This is a genomic window from Stenotrophomonas sp. TWI1183 (assembly GCF_039673115.1).
GTDB classification, from domain to species: domain Bacteria; phylum Pseudomonadota; class Gammaproteobacteria; order Xanthomonadales; family Xanthomonadaceae; genus Stenotrophomonas; species Stenotrophomonas maltophilia_AA.
In genome coordinates, this window is record NZ_JBDJKZ010000018.1 from 1 (window position 1) to 19,105 (window position 19,105).

At 68.4% G+C, this 19,105-nt stretch carries 15 protein-coding genes and 1 pseudogene; all 16 read left to right on the forward strand.

Annotation, left to right across the window (positions count from 1 at the left end; all coding sequences use genetic code 11):
- The first annotated feature begins 139 nt into the window (after nucleotides 1–139).
- The 16 genes and pseudogenes from flhB to ABE434_RS15045 all read left to right on the forward strand — a co-directional run bounded on the left by flhB (nucleotide 140) and on the right by ABE434_RS15045 (nucleotide 18,928).
- Entirely contained in the window at nucleotides 140–1,270 is a 1,131-nt protein-coding gene (gene flhB / locus ABE434_RS14970; protein ID WP_346479388.1) for a flagellar biosynthesis protein FlhB, read from the forward strand.
- A 17-nt stretch (nucleotides 1,271–1,287) separates the two neighbouring features.
- Nucleotides 1,288–3,369, forward strand: a complete 2,082-nt coding sequence (flhA, locus tag ABE434_RS14975; RefSeq protein WP_346479436.1) for a flagellar biosynthesis protein FlhA — start codon at nucleotides 1,288–1,290, stop codon at nucleotides 3,367–3,369.
- Between the two features lie 149 nt (nucleotides 3,370–3,518).
- Nucleotides 3,519–5,165: a flagellar biosynthesis protein FlhF gene (gene flhF, locus ABE434_RS14980; RefSeq protein ID WP_346479389.1), complete on the forward strand. Its 1,647-nt coding sequence runs from the start codon at nucleotides 3,519–3,521 to the stop codon at nucleotides 5,163–5,165.
- On the forward strand, nucleotides 5,152–6,039 hold the full coding sequence (locus tag ABE434_RS14985) for a MinD/ParA family protein (protein WP_346479390.1): 888 nt from the start codon (nucleotides 5,152–5,154) through the stop codon (nucleotides 6,037–6,039). Before flhF ends, ABE434_RS14985 begins: the two co-directional genes overlap by 14 nt.
- A complete protein-coding gene (locus tag ABE434_RS14990; protein WP_019182907.1) occupies nucleotides 6,036–6,782 on the forward strand; it encodes an RNA polymerase sigma factor FliA in 747 nt (248 codons plus the stop codon). Before ABE434_RS14985 ends, ABE434_RS14990 begins: the two co-directional genes overlap by 4 nt.
- 16 nt (nucleotides 6,783–6,798) lie before the next feature.
- On the forward strand, nucleotides 6,799–7,191 hold the full coding sequence (gene cheY / locus ABE434_RS14995) for a chemotaxis response regulator CheY (protein ID WP_019182908.1): 393 nt from the start codon (nucleotides 6,799–6,801) through the stop codon (nucleotides 7,189–7,191).
- Nucleotides 7,191–7,805 carry a protein phosphatase CheZ gene (locus tag ABE434_RS15000; RefSeq protein ID WP_346479391.1) on the forward strand — a complete coding sequence of 205 codons (615 nt, stop codon included), beginning with the start codon at nucleotides 7,191–7,193 and terminating at the stop codon, nucleotides 7,803–7,805. Before cheY ends, ABE434_RS15000 begins: the two co-directional genes overlap by 1 nt.
- A gap of 5 nt (nucleotides 7,806–7,810) precedes the next feature.
- Entirely contained in the window at nucleotides 7,811–9,640 is a 1,830-nt protein-coding gene (locus ABE434_RS15005; protein ID WP_346479392.1) for a chemotaxis protein CheA, read from the forward strand.
- Between the two features lie 79 nt (nucleotides 9,641–9,719).
- Nucleotides 9,720–10,460: a flagellar motor protein gene (locus ABE434_RS15010; RefSeq protein ID WP_176989046.1), complete on the forward strand. Its 741-nt coding sequence runs from the start codon at nucleotides 9,720–9,722 to the stop codon at nucleotides 10,458–10,460.
- Between the two features lies 1 nt (nucleotide 10,461).
- Nucleotides 10,462–11,292: pseudogene (gene motD / locus ABE434_RS15015) on the forward strand (flagellar motor protein MotD); the annotation flags it as partial.
- Between the two features lie 176 nt (nucleotides 11,293–11,468).
- A complete protein-coding gene (locus ABE434_RS15020; RefSeq protein ID WP_346479393.1) occupies nucleotides 11,469–12,251 on the forward strand; it encodes a ParA family protein in 783 nt (260 codons plus the stop codon).
- Nucleotides 12,248–13,495, forward strand: coding sequence for a chemotaxis protein CheW (locus tag ABE434_RS15025; protein ID WP_346479394.1), 1,248 nt, complete (start codon nucleotides 12,248–12,250; stop codon nucleotides 13,493–13,495). Before ABE434_RS15020 ends, ABE434_RS15025 begins: the two co-directional genes overlap by 4 nt.
- A 99-nt stretch (nucleotides 13,496–13,594) precedes the next feature.
- A complete protein-coding gene (locus tag ABE434_RS15030; RefSeq protein ID WP_019182915.1) occupies nucleotides 13,595–13,903 on the forward strand; it encodes an STAS domain-containing protein in 309 nt (102 codons plus the stop codon).
- Nucleotides 13,900–14,265, forward strand: coding sequence for a response regulator (locus ABE434_RS15035; RefSeq protein ID WP_088435039.1), 366 nt, complete (start codon nucleotides 13,900–13,902; stop codon nucleotides 14,263–14,265). The genes ABE434_RS15030 and ABE434_RS15035 overlap by 4 nt, the downstream gene beginning before the upstream one ends.
- A 45-nt stretch (nucleotides 14,266–14,310) precedes the next feature.
- Complete coding sequence (locus ABE434_RS15040) at nucleotides 14,311–16,284, forward strand: chemotaxis protein CheA (RefSeq protein WP_346479395.1); 1,974 nt, start codon at nucleotides 14,311–14,313, stop codon at nucleotides 16,282–16,284.
- 388 nt (nucleotides 16,285–16,672) lie between these two features.
- On the forward strand, nucleotides 16,673–18,928 hold the full coding sequence (locus tag ABE434_RS15045) for a methyl-accepting chemotaxis protein (protein ID WP_346479396.1): 2,256 nt from the start codon (nucleotides 16,673–16,675) through the stop codon (nucleotides 18,926–18,928).
- Nucleotides 18,929–19,105: the final 177 nt, after the last annotated feature.

Consider the following 19,105-nt stretch of genomic DNA (forward strand, 5'->3'; position numbering starts at 1 on the left):
GTGGGGGGCGGGGGCGCGGCCCTCCAGAAACCCCAATTGGTGTCTCGCCCCGCGGCCCCGCGGCCGGCACTACCTTGGCTCGCGGCTCACGGAATGGTTCTTGCACGGACCCGGGTATCTCCTCCCGTATCGCGCCCCGATGTCCGAGAACGAACAAGCCGGCGAAAAAACCGAACTACCCACCGAAAAACGCCTGCGCGATGCCCGGGAACAGGGCAACATCCCGCGCTCGCGGGAGCTGGCGACGGCGGCCGTGTTCGGTGCCGGTGTGCTGGCGCTGATGGCGTTCTCCGGCACCATCGCGCGCAACGCCAAGACCTGGATGCAGTTCGCGCTGAGCCCAGAGCCGGGCCTGCGCCTGCACCCGCAGGCGCTGTTCGGCCACTTCGGCGAGCTGCTGCTGCGGCTGCTGCTGGGCATGTGGCCGCTGATCGTGATCTGCCTGCTGGCCAGCTTCCTGTCGCCGGTGGTGATGGGCGGGCTGCGCTGGTCGGGCAAGGCGATGATGCCGGACTTCAAGCGCATGAGCCCGATGGCGGGCATGAAGCGGCTGTACGGCCCGGAGGCCATCGCCGAGTTCACCAAATCCCTGCTGCGCATCGCCTTCGTCGGCACCGCGGCCGGGCTGGTGGTCTGGCACGGCATCCGCCCGCTGCGCGACCTGCTCAACCAGCCGCTGGAGGCCGCCATGGTCCACGGCCTGGGCTTCACCCTGAAGCTGATGCTGGCCACCGGCGGCGCGATGATGCTGCTGGCCGCCATCGATGCGCCGTACCAGCGCTGGAACTGGATGCGCAAGCTGAAGATGACCCGTGAAGAACTGCGCCGGGAGATGAAGGAGAGCGAGGGCAGCCCCGAGGTCAAGGGCCGCATCCGCCAGCTGCAGCAGCAGATGTCCAACCGCCGGATGATGGAAGCGGTGCCCACCGCCGACGTCGTGGTGGTCAACCCGACCCACTACGCGGTCGCCCTGAAGTACGAGGGCGGAAAGATGGGCGCGCCCACCGTGGTCGCCCTGGGCGTGGACGAAACCGCCCTGCGCATCCGTGAAGTGGCCGACGGCAACAAGGTCGCCATCGTCTCCGCCCCGCCATTGGCACGCGCCTTGTATCGGGAAGGTCAACTTGGAAAGGAAATTCCCGTGAGACTGTATTCGGCCGTGGCCCAGGTGCTCTCCTACGTCTACCAGCTGCGCAGCTGGCGGACCGGCCCGATGCCGGCCTCGCCCAGCATCGATATCGATGAGTTCAGCAAGGGAGGCCGCCCATGAGCGCCCAGCCTGCCGGAATGAATGTGCGCCGCGCACTGGACATGATCCGCCACGGGCTCGGTGCCCCGCTGATCGTGCTGGCGCTGCTGGCCATGGTGGTGGTGCCGCTGGCGCCGGCGGTGCTCGATGCGCTGTTCACCTTCAACATCGCCATCTCGCTGATGGTGCTGCTGGCGGTGGTGTACGTGAAGCGCCCGCTGGACTTCACCATCTTCCCGATCGTGCTGCTGATCACCACGATGCTGCGGCTGGCGCTGAACGTGGCCTCCACCCGCGTGATCCTGCTCAACGGCCAGAACGGCCACGAGGCGGCCGGCAAGGTGATCGCCTCGTTCGGCGAGTTCGTGATCGGCGGCAACTACGCGGTCGGCATCGTGGTCTTCGCGATCCTGACCATCATCAACTTCGTGGTGATCACCAAGGGTGCCGGCCGTGTCTCCGAAGTGACCGCCCGCTTCATCCTGGACGCCATGCCCGGCAAGCAGATGGCGATCGACGCCGATCTCAACGCCGGTTTGCTGACGCGTGAAGAGGCCAAGGCGCGCCGCGAGGAGGTCCGCGAGGAAGCCGACTTCTACGGCGCGATGGACGGTGCCAGCAAGTTCATCCGTGGCGATGCGATCGCCGGCATCCTGATCCTGTTCATCAACCTGGTCGGCGGCCTGGCGGTCGGCGTGCTCCAGCACGGCATGCCGTTCGGCGATGCCGCGGCGACCTATACCCTGCTCTCCATCGGTGACGGCCTGGTCGCCCAGCTGCCGGCGCTGCTGGTGTCCTCGGCAGTGGCCATGCTGGTCACCCGCGCCTCGCGCTCGCAGGACATGGCCCAGGCCATGATGGGCCAGGTCTTCGGCCAGTACCGCGCGTTGACCATCGCCGCCGCGATTCTGGCGGTGGTCGGTCTGGTGCCGGGCATGCCCAACGTCGCCTTCTTGACGCTGGCCGCCATCCTCGGCTTCATCGCCTGGAAGGCCTGGAAGAAGAGCACGGCCGAAGCCCGTGCCGCCGAATCGCCGGCCGCCAACCGCCCCGACACCCTCGGCCTGCCCGGTGCCGCGCCCTCGCCCACCGCCGAGCTGACCTGGGACGAACTGCGCCCGGTCGATCCGCTGGGCCTGGAAGTCGGCTACCGGTTGATCCCGCTGGTCGACAAGAACCAGGGCGGCGAACTGATGGCCCGGATCAAGGGCGTGCGCCGCAAGCTCACCCACGACATCGGCTTCCTGATTCCCTCCGTCCACATCCGCGACAACCTGGAACTGCCGGCGAGCGCGTATCGCCTGCTGATCCACGGCGTGCCGGTGGCCACCGCCGAGATCCATCCGGACCGCGAACTCGCGCTGGACCCGGGCAGTGCCCTGGGCACGCTGGAAGGCATCGCCGGCAAGGATCCCGCCTTCGGCCTGGATGCCACCTGGATCCAGCCGCACCAGCGTGCCAATGCCGAATCGATGGGCTACACCGTGGTCGACCCGGCCACCGTGGTCGCCACCCATCTGTCGCACCTGATCCGCGAGCACGCCCCGGAACTGCTCGGCCATGAGGAAGTGCAGCAGCTGCTGGCCAACCTGGCCAAGAGTGCACCGAAGCTGGTCGAGGACCTGACGCCGAAGTCGCTGCCGCTGTCGGCGGTGGTGCGGGTGCTGCAGAACCTGCTGATCGAGCGCATTCCGATCCGCCAGCTGCGCAAGATCGTCGAATCGCTGGTGGAAAGCGCGCCGACCAGCCAGGACCCGGCCGTGCTGACCGCCGCCGTGCGCAACGCGCTGGGCCGTTTCATCGTGCAGGAGATCGCCGGGATGTCGCCCGAGCTGCCGGTCTTCACCCTCAACCCGCAACTGGAACGCGTCTTGCAGGAGTCCACACAGGGCAACGGCGCCGCGCTGGAACCCGGACTCGCCGAGCGACTGCATCAAAGCCTGGCCGAATGTGTCGGCAAGCAGGAAGCGAAGAACGAGCCCGCGGTCGTGCTGGTGCCCGGCCCGGTACGTGCCGCGCTGGCACGGCTGGTACGCCACAGCGTCCCCTCGCTGTCCGTACTCGCCTACAGCGAGGTGCCCGAGGACAAACGGTTGAAGCTGGTCGGCACGATCAGTTGAGCCGGACCTCCGACGGCACCGCGACAGAAAACAGACACTTCATTCGATTTCACCGCAGCAGGAAATAAAGGGACTCCCTGACCGTGCAGACCACCGACAACCAGCGTTTCCCTTCCACCACTCCGCCGCCCCAGTCCCGGTACCACAGCATGAAAATCAAACGCTTCGTCGCCTCCGATATGCGCTCGGCCATGAACCTGGTGCGCAAGGAACACGGTCCGGACGCAGTGATCCTGTCCAACCGCCGGATCGAGGAAGGCGTCGAGATCGTGGCAGCGGCCAACTACGACGAGAGCGCCGTGCAGCGTGCACTGGAAGCGGCCCGCAAGGACGTCGCCCCGGCGCCGGCACCGCGCCCCCGCAGCGCCGCCGATGCCGTGATCGCCGCCGTGACCCGCCGCAAGGCCCCGGTCGCCACGCCGGAACCGGTGGCCGCCACCACCTCGGCCGTGGCCGCGCTGGCGCGCGCCGCCGTCGGCGCGACCGGCCGTACGCTCGATACCGCCAACGAAAGCGTCCCGCAGCGCGGCAGCGATGGCTTCGCCGCCACCCTGGCCCGCGCCAGCGTCAGCCCTGCCGTCAACGAACCGTCGCTGCCGGAGCAGATCTTCGCGCCGTTCAATGTCGAACAGGCCGCCGCCGCTTCGCCGGCCCTGCCGCACGAGGTCGCCGCACCGGCCCCGATCAACCGCGCCCGCTTCGTCATCGATCCGCCGCTGGAGGAGATGGACGAGACCGCCGTGCCGGCCGCCGCCGCCCTCGCGCCGCTGCCGGTCGTGGCCGCGGGCCTGCCGCCGGCGCTGCCGATCGCCGTGACCGTCGCCACCGCCGCCAATGAAGCGGCACCGGTCGTGGCCAGCGTGCCGGAACTGATCGTGGTCCCGCGCGACGACGAAGAAATCCGCCAGCTGCGCCACGAAGTGGCCGGCATGCGCCACGTCATCGAGCGCGAGATGCACCGCTTCACCGACGAACGCCTGCGTGGCTCGCCGGTCCGTGCCGCCGCGCTGGACCTGATGGACGAGTACGGCTTCGACGCCGGCATCAGCCGCGACGTGGCCATGCAGATTCCGCTGGATACCGAAGCCCATCGCGGCCGTGGCCTGATGCTCGGCCTGCTCTCCAAGAAGCTGCCGATCGCCCCGGTCGACCCGCTCGAAGCCGGCGGCGTGATCGCCCTGGTCGGCCCCACCGGCGCCGGCAAGACCACCACCATCGCCAAGCTGGCCTCGCGCTTCGCCGAAGCGCATGCCGCCCGCGACGTCGCCCTGGTCACCACGGATACCGGCCGCATCGGCGCCCGCGAGCAGCTGTACGGCTTCGGCCGCCAGCTCGGCATCGCGGTCCATGAGGCCAGCAGCGGCAGCGATCTGAACCAGCTGCTGGAGCGCCTGAAGGACTACAAGCTGGTCCTGATCGACACCGCCGGGCTGGGCCCGCGCGACCGCGCCCTGGCCGCCCAGCTGCAGTGGCTGCGCGCTGCCGAGCAGATCCGCACCCTGCTGGTGCTGCCGGCCAACACCAGTTTCGGTGACATGGACGAGGTCGTCCGCCGCTTCAGCGCCGCCAACCCGCAGGGCGTTGTGCTGAGCAAGCTGGACGAGACCGGCCGCTTCGGCACCGCCCTGTCGGTGGCCGTGGATCACCGCCTGCCGATCACCTGGGTCACCGATGGCCAGGACGTTCCCGAAGACCTGCACCGTGCCAGTGCGGCCAATCTTGTACTTCGCCTTGAAGATTTGCGCCGCGCGGCCGATATGCCCTGCAACCCGGAGTTGAACCATGCCGTCGCGTGAGTACGCCAAGCTGACCAAGACCTTCCCGTTGTCGGCTACCCGAAGCCAGCCGCTGGGCCCGGTCCGCACCATCGCCGTCACCGGCGGCAAGGGCGGCGTGGGCAAAACGAACGTTTCGGCCAATCTGGCCGTGGCGCTGGCGGACATGGGCAAACGCACGCTGCTGCTGGACGCCGACCTCGGCCTGGCCAACATCGACGTGATCCTGGGCCTGCAGCCGAAGGTGACCCTGGCCGACCTCGTCGCCGGGCGCTGCACCCTGGAAGAAGTGATCATGGAAGGCCCCGGGGGCGTGCTGGTGGTCCCGGCCGCGTCCGGCCGCCGCCACATGGCCGAACTGCAGCCGGCCGAGCACGTCGGCCTGGTCAACGTGTTCTCCGAGCTCGAACGCGAGCTGGACATCATGATCGTGGACACCGCCGCCGGCATCACCGATGGCGTGCTGACCTTCTGCCAGGCCGCGCAGGACACCGTGGTGGTGGTCTGCGATGAGCCGGCCTCGATCACCGATGCCTACGCGCTGATCAAGGTGCTCTCGCGCGAACGCGGCGTGGATCGCATCCAGGTCGTGGCCAACATGGTCCGCGACCCGAACGAAGGTCGCGTGCTCTACGAAAAGCTGACCCGCGTCTGCGACAAGTTCCTCGCCGATGTCTCGCTGAACTACCTGGGCTGCGTGCCGCAGGACGACTGGCTGCGCCTGTCCGTGCAGCGCCAGCAGCCGGTGGTGAAGGCCTATCCGTCCAGCCCGTCGGCGCTGGCATTGACCGAGATCGCGCGCCGCACCGCCCGCTGGCAGGCTCCGACCGAGCCGCGTGGCGGGGTCGAGTTCTTCCTGGAACGCATCCTCAAGCAACGCGGGGTGACGGTATGAAGGGCGCAGCACAATACAAAGAAGTCCAGCGGACCGCGGCCAACGAGTGCATTGCCCAGCACTCCGACCTGGTCCGCCGCATCGCCCACCACCTGGCGGCGCGCCTGCCGGCCAGCGTGGAGGTCGATGACCTGATCCAGGCCGGCATGATGGGCCTGATCGAGGCCTCGCGCAGCTACGACGCCGACCAGGGCGCCTCGTTCGAGACCTATGCCTCGATCCGCATCCGCGGCTCGATGATCGACGAGATCCGCCGCGGCGACTGGGTGCCGCGCTCGGTGCACCGCCGTGCCCGCGATGCCGCCGCGACCATCCGCCGGCTGGAGCAGAGCACCGGCCGCGCCGCCAGCGCCACCGAAGTGGCGGCCGCGATGGACATGCCGTTGCCCGACTACCTGCGCCTGATGGAGGACGCCTCGCGCGGCCAGGTGCTGAGCCTGGAATCGCGGATCGAAGATCAAGGCGAGCTGGATACCGTCGCCCAGGGCGGCCCGACCCCGCAGCAGGTACTGGAGCGCGGTGAGTTCGGGCGCGAGCTGGGCAACGCGATCGGTCTGCTGCCCGAGCGCGAACAGCTGGTGCTCTCGCTGTACTACGAGCAGGAACTGAACCTGAAAGAGATCGGTGCCGTGTTGGGTGTCAGCGAATCGCGCGTGTGCCAGATCCATGGCCAGGCCGTGCTGCGCCTGAGGGGCCGGCTGAAGATCTTCGAGGCGGCAGACGCCGGCCTCGAGAACCATTGAAATCGAGGAAAGTGCTTTGAACAAGAACATGCGTATCCTGATCGTCGACGACTTCTCGACCATGCGTCGTATCGTCAAGAACCTGCTGGGCGATCTGGGCTTCACCAATACGGCCGAAGCCGAGGACGGGCATGCCGCGCTGGCGATGTTGCAGAGCCAGCCGTTCGATTTCGTGGTCACCGACTGGAACATGCCGGTGATGACCGGCATCGACCTGCTCAAGGCCGTGCGTGCCGACGCCAAGCTCAAGACCCTGCCGGTGCTGATGGTGACCGCTGAAGCCAAGCGCGAGCAGATCATCGAAGCGGCACAGGCCGGCGTCAACGGCTACATCATCAAGCCGTTCACCGCCCAGACCCTGGAAGAAAAGCTAGGCAAGATCTTCGAACGCCTGGCGGCGAGCGCCTGATGGAAACCCTGAGCGACAAATCCGCGCTGGTGCAGCGCCTGCAGGACGCCCTGGCCGCACTGGAAAGTGGTGACGAAGCCGGTTGGCGCCGGGAAATCGACGCCCTCGCCGCGCTGCGCACGCAGCCGATGATGGCCGGCCTGAACCGCCTGGCCCGCGAGCTCGGCCAGGCCCTGGGCGAGCTGCCCAGCCTGCCCAGCGAAGCCGGCGAGCTGGATGACGCCTGCGCGCGCCTGGACCACGTGGTGGCGATGACCGAACAGGCCACCCACCGCACCCTGGACCTGGCCGAGGAATGCCGCTCGCTCACCGAGCAGCTGCGCGCCAACGGGTTGACGCCCGACCAGGGCCAGCAGCTGGACCGGATCCGCCACAACCTCACCGAAATCGCGCTGACGCAGAGCTATCAGGACCTCACCGGGCAGATCATCCGCCGCGTGGTCGGGATCGTGCGTCGCGTGCACGAGGGCTTCGGCGCGCTCGGCCTGCCGCCGCAGGACGACGAAAAGAAGCGCGACAACAACGGCCTGGCCGGCCCGGCCGTGAACGGCCTGGATCGCCACGCGGTGTCACAGAACGACGCCGACGACCTGCTTTCGGACCTGGGACTGTAACGCTCATGAGTGCTGTTCCAGACGATATCGCTGCCGACTTCATCCTCGAGGCCCAGGAAATTCTGGACCGCCTCGGCGAACAGCTGGTGTCGCTGGAGCAGGCGCCCCAGGACACCGACCAGCTCAACGCCGTGTTCCGGGGCTTCCACACGCTCAAGGGCGGCGCCGGCTTCCTCGGCATCCAGGCGATGGTCGAGCTGTGCCACGCCGCCGAGGAAACCCTCGGCATGGCACGCTCCGGCCAGGCCACGCTGCAGGCCCACCACTTCGATGCAGCCCAGCAGTCACTGGATTACCTGCAGTCGATGCTCGATTCGGTCTCGGCCGGCACCGAGCCGGGCTACGCCCCGCCGGAGCTGATCGCCCAGTTCGACGTCAACGGGCCGGCCACGCCGGCGCCTGCGGCCGCCGCCACGGCGAGCAGCGGCGGCGAGATGATCACCGATGATGAGTTCGAAGCGTTGCTCGACCAGCTGCATGGCGGTGCCGCACCGACCGCCATCGCGGCCCCGAAGAAGGATGACGGCCTGATCGGCGAGGACGAGTTCGAAGCCCTGCTCGACCAGCTCCACGGTGGCGCCGTTCCCGGTGCCAAGGCCGTCGCCGCCGCACCGGCTCCGCGTGCCGTGGCCGCCCCGGCGGCGCCGATGGCCAAGCCGGTCCCGGCCAAACCGGTGGCCGAAGCCGAGCACACCGTGCGCGTGGATACCAAGCGCCTGGATGCCATCGTCAACCTGATCGGCGAGCTCGTGCTGTCGCGCAACCGGCTCAAGACCCTGCGCGCGCGCCTGCACGATGAAGAACTCGACCGCGCCGTATCCACCCTGGACATCGCCACCGCGCGCCTGCAGTCGGCGGTCATGCGCACTCGCATGCAGCCGGTCGGCAAGGTGTTCTCGCGCTTCCCCAAGGTGGCCCGCGATGTCGCGCGTTCGCTCAAGAAGGAAGTCGAGCTGGAGCTGATCGGCGCGGAAACCGAACTCGACCGCAACCTGGTCGAAGCGCTGGCCGATCCGCTGGTGCACCTGGTCCGCAACGCGATCGACCACGGCGTGGAGATGCCGGACCTGCGCGAGGCACAGGGCAAGCCGCGCAGCGGCCATGTGCGGCTCTCGGCCCAGCAGGAAGGCGACTACGTCAGCATTGAAGTGCAGGACGACGGCGCCGGCATCGATCCCGAACGCCTGCGCCAGAAGGCGCGCGAGAAGGGCTTGATCGACCCCGAAGCCGCCGCCCGCCTCAGCAGCGAGGAGTGCCTGCACCTGGTGTTCCTGCCCGGCTTCTCGACCAAGCAGCAAGTCACCGACATCTCCGGCCGCGGCGTGGGCATGGACGTGGTCCAGTCGCGCATCCGCGAGCTGAGCGGCCAGATCCAGATCCAGTCCGAGCTCGGCCGTGGCAGCCGCTTCATGATCCGCGTGCCACTCACCCTGGCGATCCTGCCGACCCTGCTGGTGCAGGCCGGCGAGGACGTCTACGCCCTGCCCCTGGCCCGCGTGATGGAGGTGCTGCATGCCCCCAACACCTCGCTGGGCTGGTTCGACGGCCGTGCCGTGCTGGACCGCAAGTCGCACACGCTGGCCCTGGTCGACCTGCGCCATTGGCTCGATGTGGAGCCGATGCCGTCCTCGCTGTTGACCATCGTGGTGCTGCAGGCCGGTGAAGCCCGCTTCGGCCTGGTGGTAGATCAGGTGCGTGGCCGCGAGGAAGTGGTGATCAAGCCACTGCCCAAGGCCCTGCGCGGGCTGCGCGGCTATGCCGGCGCCACCCTGATCGGCGACGGTCGGATGGCACTGATCCTGGACGTGGACGGGCTGCGCACCCACCACGATTGATCCCGTGAAAGTGTGACCGCCGCATCACTGGATTCCTTCGGCGTCTCAAGTCCCATTCACACAAGCCGATAACGGACCCATGGACAGACTCAGCCTCATTGGACTTTTCCTCGCCTTGGCCTCACTGGTCGGCGGCAGCATCCTCAAGGGGGCCGGTCTGGCGTCGCTGTGGTCGCCGGCCGCCTTCGTGATCGTCATCGTCGGCACCATCGCCTCGATCCTGCTGCATACCTCGCCGGCCGTGTTCAAGCACGCCTTCAAGATCGTGCGCTGGGTGATCCTGCCGCCGAGCAGCGACCGCCGCGAGCTGATCCAGCAGATCGTGGAGTGGAGCAACATCGCCCGCCGCCAGGGCCTGCTCGGCCTGGAAGCCCAGGTCGACGCCCAGGACGATCCGTTCCTGCGCAAAGGCCTGCAGCTGCTGGTCGACGGCGTGGAGCCGGAGACCATCCGGCACATGATGGAAATCGAGCTGAGCAGCCAGGAGAGCCAGGATCTGGCCGCCTCCAAGGTGTTCGAGGGCATGGGCATCTATGCGCCGACCCTGGGCATCATCGGCGCCGTGCTCGGCCTGATCGCGGTGATGAAGAACCTCGCCGACCCGAGCAAGCTCGGCCACGGCATCGCGGCGGCGTTCACCGCCACCATCTACGGCATCGCCTCGGCCAACCTGCTGTTCCTGCCGGTGTCGGCCAAGCTCAAGAGCGTGATCCACCACAACAGCCGCGACCGCGAAATGATCATCGAAGGCCTGATCTCGATCGCCCAGGGTGAGAACCCGCGCAACATCGAAACCAACCTGTCCGGGTTCCTGCACTGACATGGCCCGTCGCAAGCACCACGAAGAACATGCCAACCACGAGGCCTGGGCGATCCCCTATGCCGACCTCATGACGCTGCTGCTCGCCTTCTTCGTGGTGATGTACGCCATCTCCTCGCTCAACGAAGGCAAGTACCGGATCATGGCCGATGCGCTGACCACCGCGTTCGGCGGCGCGCCGCGCACGATCAACCCGGTCCAGGTCGGCAACCAGCAGGTCCAGGGCGGCGGCTGGGACAGCCCCTCGGTGATCAGGGCCGGCACCAAGATCGGCCCTTCCGCACCGGCGCCGACCAACGACCCGACCCTGCTGCCGGCGATGGCCTCGCAGATGCGCATGCCGGTCTCGATCCGCAACCAGGAACAGCTGCAGCGTGCCGAGCGCCAGCTCAACGGCATCGCCGACAAGCTCACCGCCACGCTGGCGCCGCTGATCGAGCGCGGGATGATCACCGTGCGCCGCACCGAGCTGTGGATCGAGGTCGAGATCAACAGCGACATCCTGTTCCCGACCGGTTCGGCCACGCTGGACGTGCATGCGCGCGACACCCTCTCCAAACTGGCCGAAGTGCTGCGCGATGCGCCCAATGGCGTGCGCGTGGAAGGCCACACCGACAACATCCCGATCGCCACCTCGCTGTTCCCGTCCAACTGGGAACTCTCGGCCGGGCGCGCGGCCAGCGTGGTGCATCTGTTCGCCGACCAGGGCCTGCAGCCGGCACGGCTGGCGATGGTCGGCTATGGCCAGTTCCGCCCCCGCGAAGACAACGCCAGCGCCGAAGGCCGCAACCGCAACCGGCGGGTGATGGTGATCATCCTGGCCGATACCGCGCAGGGCATCGACCCGATCACCGACCGGCTCAGTGCCGACGCCGACGCGACCGATGCCGCCAAGGCACCTGCCACTGGCACCCCTGTTACCCCCATCGCACCGGTGCAGTTGCCACCGGTGCCGGCCGGCAGCCGCGTTGGCGCCGCCGTTCCGCCCGCAATGAAGGAGTGAACCGCATGCGTATCTGGGCTGTTGCCAATCAGAAAGGCGGCGTGGGCAAGACCACCACGACGCTCGCGCTCGGCCGCGGCCTGGCCGCGCAGGGCCACCGCGTGCTGTTGATCGATCTGGATCCGCATTCGTCGCTGACCCGCGCCTTCGGCGTCGCGCTGGATCCGCCGCCGCAGGGCGTGCTGGAACTGTTCGGCGCGCCGCCGGCCGAGCTCTCCACCCTCGCCCACCCCAGCGACATCCCGGGCCTGGACTACGTGTGCGCACAGGCGGCCCTGGCCACCCTGGAACGCCGCAGCGCCAACCAGCCCGGTCTCGGCCTGGCCCTGCAGAATGCGCTCGGCCGCCACCAGGGCCAGCATGACTACATCCTGCTCGACTGCGCGCCCACCCTGGGCCTGTTGATGATCAACGCACTGGCCGCGGCCGACCGCCTGATCATCCCGACCCAGGCCGAGCCGCTGGCACTGCACGGACTGGACGGCATGGTCCGTACCGGCGAGATGGTCGAGCGCTCGCGCCGCCGCCCCCTGCCGATGTCGATCCTGCCCACCTTGTTCGACCGCCGCACGCGCGCCGGCCACGAAACCGTCAAGCAGATGCAGGACAAGCACAGCCACCGCGTCTGGGAAGATGCGATCCCGGTCGATACCCGCATCTGCAACGCCGCCAGCCTGACCGTGCCGGCGCAGTCCGGGGATTACCCCGGCCGCGGCCTGGCCGCCTATCGCCGCGCGCTGGAATGGATCCTGGCCGACGACGCGCAGCAGATGGAGCGCGCGGCATGAACACCGCCGGCGTACTCGACGACTACCTGGAGCAGTTGCTGGGCGACGCGATGCCGTCGCCGGCGGAGGTGGAGGCGCAGGCACCGCTGCCCGTTGCAGCGGCGGACCCCGTCGAAGTCACCGTCACTGCAGCGGTCCCCGCGACTGAAGAGGTCATCGCCCCGGGCTTCGATGATCTGCTGGACGAACTGCGCAACGATCCGCTGCTGAGCGGTGCGATGACCTTGTCCGCCGCTCCTGCGGTGGTCGAGGCGGCGGTTGAAACGGATGCTGCGATCGCGGCGGCACCCGTCGCAGCACCTGGCTTCGATCATCTGCTCGACGAACTGCGCAATGACCCCCTCCTCAGTGGATCGATGACGCTGCCCGCAGAGACGGCGGCGCCGGACACAGCGGCGTTGTCCGCGTCCGGCACGGCGCCGGCCCCTGGCTTCGACGACCTGCTCGACGAACTCCGCAACGACCCGCTCCTCAGCGGCGCCATGCCCGCGCCCGCGGACGAGGCCCGCCCGAGCTGGGACGACCTGCCACCCGAGGTCGTCTACGAAACCGGTCCCGTGGCTGCCGTCGCCCCACCGGTTGCGCCCCCCGCACCGGTCGTCGCGCCCACGCCTGCCCCAGCCCCTGCAGCCGTCCCCGTTGCACCGGCCGCACGTGCACCGACAACGCGCTCGATGCCGGCCATGGCACCCATGCTGGCCGCCACAAGCGCCCGTGCCAACGCTCCCTCGCTGGCACAGAGCCGACCCGGCAGCTGGGAGGAGCTGCAGCGGCAGGCACGCGACCCGGCCTCCAGCCCACGCGAGAACCGCCGCGCCGCCGAACGGACCTCGCGTTGGCTGCGCCTGCGGTGTGGCGCCCAGGCCTACGCGCTGGAGCTGCTCAAGGTCCAGGAAGTGGTCCTGCCGGTCCCGCTGCTGCCGCTGCGCGGCACCTCGCCGGCGATGCTGGGCATCATGAACCTGCGTGGCCAGGTGGTGCCGGTGATGGACCTCGGCATCCACCTGGGCAGCAGCGCGGCCGGCAACGATGCCAATACCCGCATCGTGGTCCTGGAAGAGAATGGCGAGACGATGGGCCTGCGCGTGTCGGCGGTCGAGGATGTCGCCAACCTCACCGACTCCCAGATCGAGCCGCCGGACACCGCCCGGATCTGCCAGATCTCCAATGACCTGTTCCGCGGCGTGGCCCGCGGCGGCGCGCAGCCGATGATCCTGCTGGACGCGACGCAGCTGCTGAACTGACGTAGTGGCGGAGGCCGGTGCCGCGCTGCGCGCGGTCTCCGCTAAAGCTTTGTTGGTTTGGGCCGTTATAGACCTCGGAACCGTTTGTCCGGAGCAATGATGAGCACTGTGGCCTTGGGTGATGATCTCGGAATCGAGACCAGCACCGAGCTGAAAACCCGTTTGGCCCCCCTGGTGGATCAGGCCGGCGATCTGACGCTGGATGCCAGCCAGATCGGCCGTATCCATACCGCCTCGGTGCAGGTGCTGTGCGCATTCGTCGAGGCCCGCCGCAAGGCCGGGCATCCCACCGGATTCCACGGTTGCACCGCAACCTTCCGTGATGCCGCGCGTCTGCTCGGCGTCACCCAGGCCCTCGGCCTGGATGCACCCCATGACAACCTGAAATCTGTGGAGAACGCTGCATGAGCGCACGTATCTTGGTGGTGGACGATTCGGCGTCGATGCGCCAGATGGTCTCTTTCGCCCTCACCTCGGCCGGCTTTTCCGTCGAGGAAGCCGAAGACGGCGCAGTCGCCCTCGGTCGTGCCAAGGGCCAACGCTTCAACGCGGTGGTCACCGACGTCAACATGCCCAACATGGATGGCATCGCGCTGATCCGTGAGCTGCGCCAGCTGCCGGACTACAAGTTCACGCCGATGCTGATGCTGACCACCGAATCGGCCGCCGACAAGAAGTCCGAAGGCAAGGCCGCCGGCGCGACCGGCTGGCTGGTCAAGCCGTTCAATCCGGAACAGCTGGTCGCCACCGTCCAGAAAGTCCTGGGCTGATCCCGCTTCACCCTTCCCTCCCCTCGCAACTGGACACCCCGCACCATGAGCATGGATCTGCAACGTTTCCACGCCACCTTCTTCGAAGAAAGCCGCGAGGGGCTGGATGCGATGGAAGCTGGCCTGCTGGCGCTCGAATCGGGCCAGCAGGACCCGGAAATCATCAACTCGGTCTTCCGCGCCGCGCACTCGATCAAGGGCGGCGCCGGCACGTTCGGCTTCGACGCGATCGCCGCCCTGACCCACGTGCTGGAAACGCTGCTGGACGAACTGCGCGCTGGCAAGCGGGCGCTGGAGCCGGCCGCGGTCGACGCGATGCTGGCCTCGGTGGACGTGCTGCGTGCCCTGCTGCGTGAAGCCGAACACGGCCAGGCAGCCGATCCGCAGGCGGTCGCCGAGGTCAAGGCGCGGCTGGAAGCGGTGCTGTCCGGCCAGGCCGCCGCCGCGGCGCCGGTCGTCGCCGCCAAGGTCGATGACACCCCCGAGGCGTGGCAGATCGGCTTCGTGCCGGCACCGTCGCTGTTCATGAGCGGCAACGATCCGCTGCGCATCATCCGCGAGCTCGAGCATCTGGGCTCGCTGCAGGTCGCCGCACGTCTGGATCGCCTGCCCGGTTTCGATCAGCTCGATCCGCTCGAGGCTCACCTGGCGTGGGACCTTGGCCTGGTCGGCAAGGTGCCGCGCAGCAAGATCGAAGACACCTTCGCCTGGGTCGTGGACGACTGCGAACTGGACATCCGTCCGGCCGCACCGCCGAGCCTGGCCACCAGCACGCCGGTCGAGGCCAAGCCGGCCGCCGCCGTCGCCGCTGCACCGGCCGCTGCCGCACCGGCCGCCGCTGCACATGAAGCCGAGACCTCGATCCGCGTCAGCGTCGACAAGGTCGATGCGTTGATCAACCTGGTCGGCGAACTGGTCATCACCCAGGCCATGCTCAAGCAGGTCTCGCACGCTCTGGACCCGGCGCAGGCCGAGCAGCTGCTGACCGGCCTGGACCTGCTGGAACGCAACACCCGCGATCTGCAGGAAGCGGTCATCGGCGTGCGCATGCTGCCGGTGGACGCCGTGTTCCGCCGCTTCCCGCGCCTGGTCCGCGATCTGTCCTCACGCCTGGGCAAGCACGTGCGCCTGCGCACCATCGGCGAAGGCACCGAGCTGGACAAGGGCCTGATCGAGAAGATCGCCGATCCGCTCGTGCACCTGGTCCGCAATTCGATCGACCACGGCCTGGAAATGCCGGACGTGCGTCGCGAGGCGGGCAAGGACGAAACCGGCACGATCACGCTGGCCGCCTCGCATCAGGGCGGCCACATCGTGATCGAAGTCAGCGACGACGGTCGCGGCCTGAACCGCGACAAGATCCTGTCCAAGGCGCTCGAGCGTGGCCTGAGCGTGCCGGACAACCCCACCGATTCGCAGGTGTGGGACCTGATCTTCCAGCCCGGCTTCTCCACCGCCGATGCCGTCACGGATCTGTCGGGGCGTGGCGTCGGCATGGACGTGGTCCGCCGCAACATCCAGGCGCTGGGTGGCGAAGTCCAGCTGGAAAGCCAGGCCGGCAACGGCACCCGCGTGCTGATCCGCCTGCCGCTGACCCTGGCGATCCTGGACGGCATGACCGTCTCGGTGGCCGGCGAAACGCTGATCCTGCCGCTGGCCTACGTGCTGGAGGCGCTGCAGCCGCAGGCCGACGATGTGCGCACCATGGCCGGCGAAGGCCGCGTGCTGCGGGTGCGTGGCGAGTACCTGCCGATCCTCTCGCTCAGCGAGTACTACGGCTACGGCGGGCGTGCGCTGGACGATCCGCTGGTGGTGGTCGTGGAAGGCGATGGCCAGAAGATCGCGCTGGAAGTGGACGAACTGGTCGGACAGCAGCAGGTCGTGGTCAAGAACATCGAGAACAACTACCGCCGCATCAGCGGTGTCTCCGGCGCCACCATCCTCGGCGATGGCCGGGTCGCGCTGATCGTCGACATCGGCGGCCTGGTGCGCTCGCTCAAGGTGCCGCAGGCCGCGTAACGCGACCGCCCTCACGCTGTCCCCGACGCCGCCGCTCCCCCGGGAGCGGCGGCGTTCGTTCGTGGGTGGACGACGGCAGGCGGCACAGACCGAACTGTGAACTCCATCGAGGGCCGCGGCGCAAAGCACCGGCCTCCACCCTCCGCCTGCGTACGGTCAACGCCCGGCAAACCCTTGCAGCAGCAACCATCCCGGCCCGCTGAACGTTGGCCACGTCCGTGAAAAAAATGTGACGCCGCACTATCAAGTTGCGGCCGATCAACGCCGCTATCCGAAGTAGCGACCACGGCAACCGTCGCGCGCTCCTCCGCTCCCGTCTCTCCCCATCCCGCTGATTCCGCCCAGCACCCCACGGCTGTGCGCCACTGCCCTGCCCGGAGTTCCAATCATGAAGTGGTTCCACGACCTGCCCATCGCCCGCAAGCTGGCGGTAGGCTTCACCCTCACCACGCTGATGACGCTGGCCCTCGGCAGCTTCGCGCTGGTCCGTCTGGGCCAAGCCAACGACCAGCTGCGCGCGATGAGCACCAACGACATTCCTTCGGTCCAGCACCTGGGCGAGGTGCGCGCGCAGCTCGGCGAATTCCGTACCTACGAGATGGCGCAGCTGACCGTGCTCGACAAGCCGGAGTCGGTCGCCGACTACGACAAGCGCATGGCCGACACCGGCAAGATCGTCAATGCAGAGCTGGCCGCCTACGCCGCCCTGCCGGCCGGCGACAAGGAGCGCCAGCTCTACGAGGTGGTCGCCGCCCGCACCGCCGACTACTTCAAGGCCAACGGCCTGATCAAGGCCGCGATCGCCGCCGGCGATGGCGTCACTGCCCAGCAGATCTCCGATGAGCAGTCGCGCCCGGCACGCCGCGCACTGTTCGCCGCGCTGAAGGAGCTGGGCGAGTTCAGCAACGGCGTAATGGCCAGCCGCATCGAGAGCGCCAACGCCACCCACCGCAACAGCGTCTACGCGATCATCGGCTGCATCGTGCTGCTCTCGCTGCTGGCCGCCGTGATGGGCGTGGTGATCTCGCGCGCCATCACCCGCCCGCTGGGCCAGGCCGTGCACGCCATCCAGTCGGTGGCGCGTGGCGATCTGTCGGTCAACATCCAGGCCACCAGCAAGGATGAAGCCGGCAAGATGCTGGCCGCGACCCGCGACATGACGGTGATGCTGCGTCGCTTCTCCGAGCAGACCCAGCAGATGGTCGAGATGCATGCCGGCCCGGACATCAGCCACCGCATCCCGGAAGATTTCCCGGGCGTGTACGGCCAGCTGGCCGTCGGCGTGAACACGGTGATCTTCGAGCACCTGGATTCGATCAAGGACGCGATCAACGTCCTGAACCAGTACGCCGCCGGCGACCTCTCGCCGAACGCCCGCCGCCTGCCCGGCACCCGCGCGATCCTGCACGAATCGATGGATGCGGCCAAGGCCAGCCTGCTGGCGATCAACACCCAGATCCAGTCGCTGGCCCAGGCGGCGGCGGCCGGTGACTTCACCCAGCGCGGCGATGCGCTGCGGTTCGAGCACGACTTCCGGCTCATGATCGAGAACCTCAACACCATGATGCAGGTCGCCGACGGCAACCTGTCCCAGCTCTCGCACCTGCTGCAGTCGATCGCCGCCGGCGACCTGACCGCGCGCATGCAGGGCGAATTCCACGGTGTCTTCGCCGCGATGCGCGACGATGCCAACACCACGGTCGCCCAGCTGACCCAGATCGTCGGCCGCATCCAGCAGGCCTCCTCCAGCATCAGCACCGCGGCCGGCGAGATCGCCTCGGGCAACAACGACCTGTCGCGCCGCACCGAGCAGCAAGCCGCCAACCTGGAAGAAACCGCGGCCTCGATGGAGGAACTGACCTCCACCGTGCGCCAGAACGCCGAGCATGCCCGCCAGGCCAACCAGCTCGCCATCGGCGCGCACTCGGTGGCCTCGCAGGGCGGCGAAGTGGTCGGCCGCGTGGTCAGCACCATGCACGAAATCGACGCCTCCTCGCGCCGCATCGCCGACATCATCACGGTCATCGACGGCATCGCGTTCCAGACCAACATCCTGGCGCTGAACGCCGCGGTCGAGGCGGCACGTGCTGGCGAACAGGGGCGCGGCTTTGCCGTCGTCGCCTCCGAAGTGCGCACCCTGGCCCAGCGCTCGGCGGGCGCCGCCAAGGAGATCAAGGGGCTCATCGATGAGTCCGTCGGCAAGGTCGCCGAGGGCTCGCAGCTGGTCAACCAGGCCGGTGCCACGATGGGCGAGATCGTCGCCTCGGTGCAGCGCGTGACCGACATCATGGCCGAGATTTCCGCCGCATCGCAGGAACAGTCGGCCGGCATCGAGCAGGTCAACACCACCGTGGTGCAGATGGACGAAACCACCCAGCAGAATGCCGCGCTGGTGGAAGAAGCCACTGCCGCCGCGCGCGCCATGGAGGAGCAGGCCGGCCACCTCACCGACGCTGTCTCGCTGTTCAAGCTGGACGGGCAGGCCTACGCGGCCCCGGCGGCCGCACCCGCCGCCGTGGTGCGTTCGCCTGCCGCAGCGCGAGCCGCCGCCCCGGCCAAACCGCGCAGTGTTGTCGCCGCTCCGCGCCGGGCAATGACCCGGGAACCGGCACTGGCCAACGACGCCGAGTGGCAGGAGTTCTGATCGCGCGCGTCGCATGATCAACTGACCCTGAAGACACCCCGCCCTGGCGGGGTGTCGTCGTTTCACCGGCCTGCCGCCAGAACCGCACACCGGAACCGCGGCCCGTCTTCTTCGCGGGGCGACACAATTCCCCCTACATAAATGTGAACTACTGCCGATAAACGGACAGAGCCCCGG